Origin of the sequence: Chelatococcus reniformis, assembly GCF_014640075.1 — a bacterium.
Lineage (GTDB): Bacteria > Pseudomonadota > Alphaproteobacteria > Rhizobiales > Beijerinckiaceae > Camelimonas > Camelimonas reniformis.
Map to the genome: position 1 here is coordinate 1 of NZ_BMGG01000015.1, position 1,049 is coordinate 1,049.

The 1,049-nt window shown below is 58.4% G+C and carries 2 protein-coding genes; one reads left to right on the forward strand and one right to left on the reverse strand.

What is annotated here, in order from left to right; genetic code table 11:
* On the reverse strand, window positions 1-509 hold a 509-nt coding region (locus IEW34_RS29365; protein ID WP_188612818.1), incomplete at its 3' end, for a manganese catalase family protein.
* Window positions 510-819: 310 nt separating this feature from the next.
* Here IEW34_RS29365 and IEW34_RS30835 point away from each other — a divergent pair.
* The coding region (locus IEW34_RS30835) for a DUF892 family protein (RefSeq protein WP_244642308.1) at window positions 820-1,049 on the forward strand (230 nt) is incomplete at its 3' end.

Sequence of the window (1,049 nt, forward strand, 5' to 3'; positions counted from 1 at the left end):
TCCTTCATCCCGGGATCGTCCGTCATATTGAAGAGGCGGACCGCCAAAACTCGTCCTGACGACTCAGCTGTGACGTTGGCGAGCATGTCAGCTGCCAAGTTGCCGGACGCATAGACGTGGGAGGCGTCGAAAGGCACGCCGTTGGAGTCCGCCGGCAAGGCAGCAAGGCCGGCCGACAGGATGTGGCGGAAATCGGCGCCGGCGAGGACACCTCCTCCAATGGGATCGCGGGCGGCCTCCTCCCGTACGGACAGGGGCGCCCCTTCAAGGTTCAGGGCTACCGCGGTGGCCAGCATCTCAATGTGACCGAGCTCCTCCGTCGCGGTGTTGAGCAGCATATCCCGATACTTAGCAGGGCCACGCGCGCCGAATGCCTGGAACATGTACTGCATGGCAACACGGATCTCGCCCTCGACGCCCCCGATCGCCTGCTGTAGCGCGCGGGCAAAAACCGGGTTGGGGGTGTCGACGCGGACCGGATACTGCAGCAACCCATCAGTGTAGAACATTTTCGTAGCCTCAGCGCTGGGACATTTCGGTCAGGCGCACAATTGGGATGGAGGGCATGGCTAGCCAGCAGACGGCTGCCACGACGGCCTAACGTGGAGAACCGAGGCATGTTCCGACGTCTTTGTACGCTGTTGCTCAGAATACGCTCATCCCGTACACCTAAGGTTACGTATAAATTTCCAAACGCCACGTTTAGACCGAGCTTGCTAATAAAAAAATTAGCCGTGGCGGCACGATTATCTGCAATTTCTGTGTAACTTCGGCGCAGCTGAACGGTTGTACCCCATCATCGAAGAAGGAAGCTACGCCATGACCGCGAATCAGGAGACCCGGAACTTCTTCGTTGTGGGCTTGCGCGACGCCCATGCGTTAGAGAACCAGGCCCTCTCCCTAATCGATCGGCAGCTTGACCGGTCAGAAAGCTATCCAGAAGTTGCTGAGATGCTTAGGCAACATAGGGGCGAGACCGAGCAGCAGATTCTCCGCCTTCGAGAGATATTGACAAAGCTGGATGAGTCTCACTCGGGCATGAAGGACGT